The sequence below is a fragment of the Sphingobium sp. WR1 genome, from assembly GCF_059693745.1.
Genome location: NZ_JCATID010000030.1, coordinates 39230 through 47203 on the forward strand (window position 1 = coordinate 39230; position 7974 = coordinate 47203).

At 62.8% G+C, this 7974-nt stretch carries 9 protein-coding genes; 8 read left to right on the top strand and 1 reads right to left on the bottom strand.

The window, feature by feature from the left end; all coding sequences use genetic code 11:
• Positions 1 to 3: 3 nt before the first annotated feature.
• From trbL to AC58EF_RS24530, 7 genes are all read left to right on the top strand, one after another.
• Entirely contained in the window at positions 4 to 1362 is a 1359-nt protein-coding gene (gene trbL, locus AC58EF_RS24500) for a P-type conjugative transfer protein TrbL (RefSeq protein ID WP_497279067.1), read from the top strand.
• Positions 1362 to 2045, top strand: a complete 684-nt coding sequence (gene trbF, locus AC58EF_RS24505; RefSeq protein ID WP_497279068.1) for a conjugal transfer protein TrbF — start codon at positions 1362 to 1364, stop codon at positions 2043 to 2045. The genes trbL and trbF overlap by 1 nt, the downstream gene beginning before the upstream one ends.
• A 2-nt stretch (positions 2046 to 2047) precedes the next feature.
• Entirely contained in the window at positions 2048 to 3070 is a 1023-nt protein-coding gene (trbG, locus tag AC58EF_RS24510) for a P-type conjugative transfer protein TrbG (RefSeq protein ID WP_497279079.1), read from the top strand.
• A 71-nt stretch (positions 3071 to 3141) separates the two neighbouring features.
• Entirely contained in the window at positions 3142 to 4275 is a 1134-nt protein-coding gene (locus AC58EF_RS24515; protein ID WP_497279080.1) for a TraB/TrbI/VirB10 family type IV secretion system protein, read from the top strand.
• 1 nt (position 4276) lies between these two features.
• Positions 4277 to 4540, top strand: coding sequence for a DUF2274 domain-containing protein (locus AC58EF_RS24520; RefSeq protein ID WP_497279070.1), 264 nt, complete (start codon positions 4277 to 4279; stop codon positions 4538 to 4540).
• A gap of 139 nt (positions 4541 to 4679) precedes the next feature.
• Positions 4680 to 5186 carry a TetR/AcrR family transcriptional regulator gene (locus AC58EF_RS24525; RefSeq protein WP_497279071.1) on the top strand — a complete coding sequence of 169 codons (507 nt, stop codon included), beginning with the start codon at positions 4680 to 4682 and terminating at the stop codon, positions 5184 to 5186.
• Positions 5187 to 5190: 4 nt separating this feature from the next.
• The gene (locus AC58EF_RS24530) at positions 5191 to 6087 is read left to right on the top strand and encodes an SDR family NAD(P)-dependent oxidoreductase (RefSeq protein ID WP_497279073.1); all 897 of its coding nucleotides are present in this window, start codon (positions 5191 to 5193) and stop codon (positions 6085 to 6087) included.
• Positions 6088 to 6387: 300 nt separating this feature from the next.
• Here the strand turns inward: AC58EF_RS24530 and AC58EF_RS24535 are convergent, their stop codons facing one another.
• Entirely contained in the window at positions 6388 to 7218 is an 831-nt protein-coding gene (locus tag AC58EF_RS24535; protein ID WP_497279075.1) for an SDR family oxidoreductase, read from the bottom strand.
• A gap of 89 nt (positions 7219 to 7307) precedes the next feature.
• On the opposite strand from AC58EF_RS24535, the gene AC58EF_RS24540 reads away from it, so the two are divergent.
• The coding region (locus AC58EF_RS24540; RefSeq protein WP_497279076.1) for a cupin domain-containing protein at positions 7308 to 7974 on the top strand (667 nt) is incomplete at its 3' end.

Below are 7974 nucleotides of genomic sequence, written 5' to 3' on the forward strand. Positions count from 1 at the left end.
ATCATGGGCGGCACCGGCGTCATCGATCATTTCCTGGAGGTCTTCACCCGCTACATCGATAGCGGGTTCGGCCTCCTCAGCGGCGAAGTGGCGTTCATCGCCACCACGCTGATCGTGATCGACGTGACGCTCGCCGCGCTGTTCTGGAGCTGGGGCGCCGACGACGACATCATGGCGCGCCTAGTCAAGAAGACCCTGTTCGTCGGAGTGTTCGCCTACCTGATCGGCAACTGGAACAACCTGGCGCGGATCATCTTCGAAAGTTTCGCCGGACTCGGCCTGAAGGCCTCCGGCACCGGCTTCACCGTCGCCGACATGATGCGACCGGGCCGCGTGGCGCAGACGGGCCTCGATGCGGGACGGCCGCTGCTCGATTCCATATCCGATCTGATGGGTTACTGGAGTTTCTTCGAAAACTTCATTCAGATCGCGGTGATGCTGCTGGCCTGGGCGCTGGTGCTGCTCGCCTTCTTTATCCTCGCGATCCAGCTCTTCGTCACACTGATCGAATTCAAGCTGACGACACTCGCCGGCTTCGTGCTCATCCCCTTCGGCCTGTTCGGCAAGAGCGCCTTCATGGCCGAGCGCGTGCTCGGCAACGTCATCTCCTCCGGCATCAAGGTCCTGGTCCTCGGCGTCATCATCGGCATCGGGTCGAGCCTCTTCTCCGAATTCACCGCCGGTTTCGGCGGCCGCACGCCGACGATCGACGAGGCCATGGCGATCGTGCTCGCGGCCCTGACGCTGCTCGGCCTCGGCATATTCGGTCCCGGCATCGCGAATGGCCTCGTCTCCGGCGGTCCCCAGCTCGGCGCGGGCGCCGCCGTCGGCGCCGGGCTTGCCGCAGGCGGCATGGTCGCGGCCGGAGCCGCCACGGTCGGCGCCGTTGCCTCCGGCGGTGCGGCGCTGGCAGGCGGTGCAGCCGCCGCAGCCCGTGGTGGCGCAGCCCTCGCAGGTGGCGCATCGACCGCATACAGCCTGGGCGCCGCAGGGCAGACCGGCGCCTCGGGCGTCGCCAGCGGCATGGGTGGTGTCGCCCGGGCCGCTGGTTCCGCCGCCACATCGCCGCTCCGCCGCGCCGCCGAACGCGTATCGGCCAGCATGCGCTCCAGCTTCTCTGGCGGAGCCCGCGCCGCCTTCGAGGCGACCGGCGGTTCCTCGACCATGGGAACCGTCGGCGAAGCGGCCAATGACGCCGCATCGAGTCCCGCCAGCGGCGGCGACCAGCCGCCGGCCTGGGCTCGCCGCATGAAGCGCTCCCAGCAGATGAGCCACGCCGTCTCGACGACCGTCCATGCCGTGCGCAGCGGCGACAGCCACGGCAGCGGCTCCTCCATCAACCTATCCGAAGGCGACCGCTGATGTTCCGACGACCCTCGACGCACTATGGAAAAGCTCCCGAGCCCGAAACGCCCTATCAGCGCGCCGCGCAGGTCTGGGATGACCGCATCGGCTCGGCCCGCGTGCAGGCGCGCAACTGGCGCCTCATGGCGTTCGGCTCGCTTTTCCTGTCGGCGGGGTTCGCGGCGGCGCTGGTCTGGCAATCGGCGCGCGGCACCGTGGTTCCGTGGGTGGTTCAGACCGACCGGATCGGCCAGGCGCAGGCGATCGCACCGGCGACGCCCGATTATCAGCCAACCGACCCGCAGATCGCCTTCCACCTCGCACGCTTCATCGAGCAGGTCCGCTCGATCCCGGCGGACGCGATCATCGTCCGGCAGAACTGGCTGCGCGCCTATGACTTCACGACGGACCGCGGAGCCGCCGCGCTCAACGACTACGCGCGCTCGAACGACCCCTTCACCAAGGTGGGCCGCCAGCAGATCGCCGTCGACGTCTCGAGCGTGATCCGCGCGTCCCCCGACAGCTTCCGCGTCGCATGGACCGAGCGCCGCTACGAGAACGGCCAGCTCGCCGACACGACCCGATGGACGGCGATCCTCACCATCGTCGTCCAGATTCCGCGCAACGCCGACCGGCTGCGCGCCAATCCGCTGGGGATCTACGTCAACGCAATTTCATGGTCACGGGAGCTGGGGCAATGACGATGCCGATTTTCCGTAAAGCCGGAGAACCGGCTTTCCGTACTCACACATTGGCGGCTTTCCTGCTTTCCGCCACGGCGCTCGCCGGCTGCGCGACAACGCAGAAGCCGCCGGAGATCAGCTACGACGACGCGCCGGCCGCCGTGCAGACCGTCGATCCTCCGGCGCCGGTTCAGGTGGTCGAACTGCCGAGACCTCTGCCACTGCCCGGACAATTGCAGCGGGTCGAGCCATCGCGCTCGACGCCGGAGCCAGCCGATCCCGCAGCGCGCGTGAATCAGGCGAACGCCGCGGCGCGCATGCAACCGGTGCGCAACGGCTTCATCAATTCGATGCAGGTCTATCCCTTCACGCAGGGAGCGCTCTACCAAGTCTATACCGCAGTCGGTCAGATCACCGACATCGCGCTTCAACCCGGCGAGCAGCTCGTCGGTTCAGGCCCGGTGGCCGCTGGCGACACGGTGCGCTGGATCATCGGCGATACGCAGAGCGGTTCAGGCGCCACGCTGCAGGTCCACATTCTGGTCAAACCGACGCGCGCCGACCTGATGACCAATCTTGTCATCAATACCAATCTGCGCACCTACCACATGGAGCTGCGCTCGACAGAGCGCACCTACATGGCCTCGGTCTCCTGGCAATATCCGCAGGACCAGCTCATCGCGCTCCGCCGTCAGAACGCCGAGGCGCAGGCGACCCAGCCGGTGGCCACCGGCGTCGACCTCTCGCGCATCAACTTCCGCTACGAGGTGACCGGCGACCGCGCGGCGTGGCGGCCGTTGCGCGCTTACGATGATGGTCGGCAGGTCTTCATCGAGTTTCCGCGGGGCATCGGCCAGGGCGAGATGCCGCCGCTCTTCGTCGTCGGCGCCGAGGGCAACACCTCCGAACTCGTCAACTACCGCGTCCGCAACAACTACATGATCGTCGACCGGCTCTTCGCCGCCGCCGAGCTTCGCTTCGGCTCGGGCGACAACCAGAAGCGCGTCCGGATCACCCGCACGGACGGGAGGCACGCGTCGTGAGCGATGACCGGAACGAGGAAGAGGAAGCCGCCGCGCCGCTCACGGGTTCGGCACCCGAGGCAGCCGCGCCGATGCGGCTGCGCGCCGAGGCTCCGCGTGTCACGCGGCTGTCGCGAAAGGTGTTGGCCGGGCTTGGCCTGGTGGCGAGCCTCGGCCTTGGCGGCGCGCTGGTCTATGCGCTCCAGACCCGCAACGGCGGCCGGCCGCCTGAGGAACTCTATTCGACCGACAACCGCTCGACCGCGGACGGCCTCCAGGGTCTACCGCGCGACTATACGGGCGTGCCCCAGCTCGGGCCTCCTTTGCCCGGTGACCTCGGCCGGCCGATCGTCAGCGCCCAGAACCGGGGCCAGCCCGTGCCGACGCCCGGCGTCACGCCTGCGCAGCCGGGCATCAGCCCGGAGGAGCAGCGCCGCCTCCAGGAGATCGAGACGGCGCGCACCAGCCGGCTGTTCGCGGCCTCGGAAGCGCGCAATACCGCGCCGGCCGCGACGAACACGCCGACCCTCGCGCAGCCCGACCTCACGAGCCTGGGACTTGCGCCGCCGCCGGCGACACCGACGGCGCAGGAACGACAACAGGCGTTCCTCAATGCGCCAATCGACCGGCGCACGGTCGCGGCCGATCGCGTCGCGGCGCCGGCGTCGCCGAACATCCTTCAGGCGGGTGCGGTCATCTCGGCCGCGCTGATCACCGGCATCCGGTCAGACCTTCCGGGCCAGATCACGGCCCAGGTCACCGAGAACATCTACGACAGCCCAACCGGCCGCATCCTGCTCGTGCCGCAGGGTACGCGCGTCGTCGGCCAGTACGACAACAACGTCCAGTTCGGCCAGAGCCGCGTGCTCCTGATGTGGAACCGGCTGATTTTCCCCAACGGCCGCAGCATCGTGCTGGAGCGGCAGCCCGGCGCGGATGCCGAGGGCTATGCTGGCCTGCAGGACGGCGTCGATTATCACTGGTGGGATCTCGCGAAGGCCGCTGGGCTTTCGACGCTGCTCAGCGTCGGCGCCGAACTCGCAACCAATGATGATGACCGACTGATCCAGGCGATCCGCAATGGCGGTCAGGATACGATCAACGACGCCGGCCAACAGATCATCCGCCGCCAGCTCAACGTCGCTCCGACGCTGACAATCCGACCCGGATTCCCGGTACGGGTGATCGTCACTCGCGATCTCGTTCTCGAACCGTATGGAGGTTGACATGGCTAAACTGAAACTCGGCGCGATCTCGGATGACAAGCCGGTCAAGGTCACCGTCGAGCTGCCGGCCTCAGTTCACCGCGACCTCGTTGCCTATGCCGAAATCCACCGTCGCGAAACGGGCCAACCGGTCGCCGATCCCGTGCGCCTTATCGCGCCTATGATCGAGCGCTTCATGGCGACGGACAGGGGCTTCGCGAAGTCGCGTCAAGGGAGCGGTCGAGGCGACCGGGCGGGCTCGACGGGTCCAAATACTCCTTCTTAACGGGCTAGCCAGTGCAGCGCCTCGACATCACCCTTGCGAGGCTTCAGGACATATTGACATCAGATACGTCATTTGTCACAATGCGCTTATGCCTGCACCAATCTCGGACTCTGAAAGCACCGTACGCCGGACCAAAATCTTGGAAGCTGCGCGCTGGTGCTTCTTGAATTTCAGCTTCGCCAAGACGTCACTTGAGGACATCGCCAAGCGGGCAAATCTCTCCCGAACGCTCTTGTACCGGACGTTCAAGGACAAGAGCGAAATCTACGAGGCGGTCTTCATCGATTGGCTCATTTCCAGGCGGCCTAGGGCAGAAGAAGCGGCTGCCGATCCAGGACATCCCCGTGACCGCCTGCTCAGCGTCTGCCGCGCCATGGTTCTGGAGCCATGGGCGGAGATGGTCTGTACACCGATGGGAAGCGAGTTCCTCGAGGCGTGCGCGCAAATCGCTCCGAAGAGCGAGGCGCTTTACCGCGAAGTCGTGCTTGGCAGCGTGACGATTATTTTGGGCGACCAAGCCAGCGCGGAGGTTTTCCTCTTGGCAATGGACGGTTTGCTTTCCGATCAACCATCAATTGCCGCTCTGGAGCAGCGCACTCAGATCTTGGCTGAGCGCTTCGCAGCTATTCCGCCGAACAAAGGGTAAGTGCATGACGAGGTCGCGCGACACGCAAGAACTTATTGTTGTCACCGGGGCCTCTAGCGGAATCGGCGCGGCCACCGCGCAAGAAATGGCTCGGCGTGGCTATCTTGTCCTCGCCGGTGTGCGGCGTGAACAGGATGCACATCACATTCAAGGACCGAACATCGAACCGGTGTTTATCGACATAACACGCATGGAGGATATCACAGCCCTCGCTCATCGCATTGATGCCGACCCGCTCCGGAGATCATTGCGGGCGATCGTCAACAATGCTGGTATCGGCGCCAACGCCCCGGTTGAGGTTTTCAACCTCGATGCGTGGCGCAGGCTATTCGAAGTAAATTACTTCGGCCACATTGCGGTGACGCAAAAATTGCTGCCGGCACTTCTCCGCAGCAAAGGCAGAATCATCAACATCAGCTCCGTCGGTGGCAGAGTCGCTATGGCAACTTACGGCCCGTATGGCGGTGCAAAGTTTGCGCTGGAGGCGTTGAGCGACTCCCTTCGTAGGGAAGTGGCCCCTTTGGGCGTTGACGTGGTCGTCATCGAGCCGGGAGCCGTGCAGACCAAAATATCGGGTCGCGCGATTGCTACGGCGAACAACGTAGCCTCAGAAATGACGCCCGAACAGACCGAACGCTATGGCTCTCTTATCCATGCGGTAACCGCGCAAGCGGCAGCAGCTGATAAAATGGGGGTGAAGGCTTCCATTGCAGCCAATGTCGTTGCCAAAGCAATTACTTCGCGAAAGCCGCGCACCCGCTATGGCGTGGGCAGCGCAGCCGCCCTGATCGGCATCATGAACATGCTTCCTGACAGGGTCGTGGACCGGCTGCTCGCTGCTGTTCTGCGCCGCTATTTCCCAACAACAGATCCCAAGGACACTCTCTCAGCTCGGGGTTGACCCTATAATCCTATCGCGCGCTGGCACGCCAAACTGCCGGCCACGATCGCCGACAACTCCGCAGTTGGGGACCTACGTCGGCGACGGATTCTCACAACAGATCGCTTCAGAGCACGGGCGCAATTGTGTCTCGAACATTCGTAAGCGGAGAGGCCTTTCGATCGAGGCGGCAGGCGCCAAAATAGCCTGACTCGTCAAGGAGACCTTTCGCATCAATGCCACTGGCCTCGATCTGAAGGATTGCAATGAAGCATCGCTCTTGCTTCCCGGCTCTCCTGACCGGATCGAGGCGAAGAGGGACTAGGGCTGCGGTAGAAAGGCGGCGCGCATTGCCGAGATGTACGTTTCTTCCGATGTTTCCCTACGCGCCTTTGAGAGATTATTGGCTTCGATCCCCACGATATATCGCAGTTGATCTTTGCCATCTTCGGCAGCTTCAACCATGGCGGCTACGACCTGGTGCGATGTCGTCGGTTCGGTTTCGGCGAAATGCATCATGAGTGTGTTCATGTGATCCGCATAAGCTCTGTAGGCGGGATCGGGGATTGGTGTATTTGAATGCGATCGCGTCTGGGCGACGAAGTTCGTTGATGGGACAAAGCCCGGCTCGATGATCTTCACATGAATATTGAGCTGCGAGAGCTCATACCACAATCCTTCAGAAAATCCCTCGACAGCATGCTTACTCGAGGAATAGAGGGACATCAGTGGGACCGGAACGATACCTGAGCCTGAGCTGACGTTGATGATCGTGCCAGCGCCCCTCGCACGAAAATGCGGGAGAATCGCCCGGGTTGTCCGCATTGTGCCGAAAATGTTGACCTGGAAAATTTTCTCGATTGTGGAAGCATCTGTTCCTTCAAATACTGCGAAATGCCCCATCCCGGCATTGTTAATCAGTACATCGATGCCACCGAAGCGTTGGATGCCCTCATTGACAGCGGCTGTTATGCTATCGGGATCCTCAACATCCAACGCCGTGACGAGGCAGTTAGGCGACAATAACGCCTTGCCCTGGTCCGGATTGCGCATCGTCGCTACCACATTCCAGCCTCGCTCGGAAAATACGGTTGCTGCCTCTCGGCCGAAGCCAGAGGAAGAGCCGGTGATCATTACGGTTTTGATGCTCATGATAGGTCTCCTTAACGCGTTCAGATTGACCGAGAAGGTCAGGATGGTCCATATTAGTAAATCCGTAATTTGTGTGAGATCGTCCTGTTATGGCGACCCCAGATCCTCTTGATGAAATTGCTGCGCTTCTCAAGGTGGAGGCGCTGCTTTCCAAACGGATCGAAGGGAGTGGCCTCTGGTCCCTGGCTATTTCTGGGCATGCAGGCGTAGACTTCGCGACAGTCTTGAGCGGCACTTGCGAGCTGCGCATGGTGGACCGGGCATATCGCCTGCGGAAAGGTGACTATATCCTCTTAACAGGGCCTAGCTCCTATTGCCTATCGACTGGGAAGGCCGACATGGTGGACGGAGATTTGGCATTCGCCAGGAGCCCTTCCGGGCTGGTAAAGCTTGGGGTCGATGCCCAGAAAACGGAGACCATTTTAGTAGGCGGTCATCTTGAATTGGATTCCACCAATGAAGGCTTTTTGCTCGATGTCCTTCCCGCGGTAATCCATGTGAAGGAAGAGGCGGCAAGATCGATCGGGCTGAAGAATTTAGTGACGTTGCTGCGCGAAGAGATGCGCGAAACTTTTGCGGGGCGGGATTTGTTGCTCAATCGCTTAGCGCAGGTAATGTTGCTTCGAGCGCTTCGAAGTCCTGCGGTGCAAGCGGCGATTGACCGTCCCGGATGGCTGCATGCTGTCAATCGGCGCGCAAAAAGGACCCCCTATCGGCGTCCAAAAGGGCCCCCTTTGCGGAGCGGCATGACAGGTA

Excerpts from the sequence above, each read along its gene's own strand:
- trbG (WP_497279079.1), top strand. The coding sequence starts at position 2,048 with ATGCCGATTTTCCGTAAAGCCGGAGAACCGGCTTTCCGTACTCACACA.
- trbF (WP_497279068.1), top strand. The coding sequence starts at position 1,362 with ATGTTCCGACGACCCTCGACGCACTATGGAAAAGCTCCCGAGCCCGAA.
- AC58EF_RS24530 (WP_497279073.1), top strand. The coding sequence starts at position 5,191 with ATGACGAGGTCGCGCGACACGCAAGAACTTATTGTTGTCACCGGGGCC.
- AC58EF_RS24520 (WP_497279070.1), top strand. The coding sequence starts at position 4,277 with ATGGCTAAACTGAAACTCGGCGCGATCTCGGATGACAAGCCGGTCAAG.
- AC58EF_RS24535 (WP_497279075.1), bottom strand. The coding sequence starts at position 7,218 with ATGAGCATCAAAACCGTAATGATCACCGGCTCTTCCTCTGGCTTCGGC.
- AC58EF_RS24515 (WP_497279080.1), top strand. The coding sequence starts at position 3,142 with ATGCGGCTGCGCGCCGAGGCTCCGCGTGTCACGCGGCTGTCGCGAAAG.
- trbL (WP_497279067.1), top strand. The coding sequence starts at position 4 with ATGGGCGGCACCGGCGTCATCGATCATTTCCTGGAGGTCTTCACCCGC.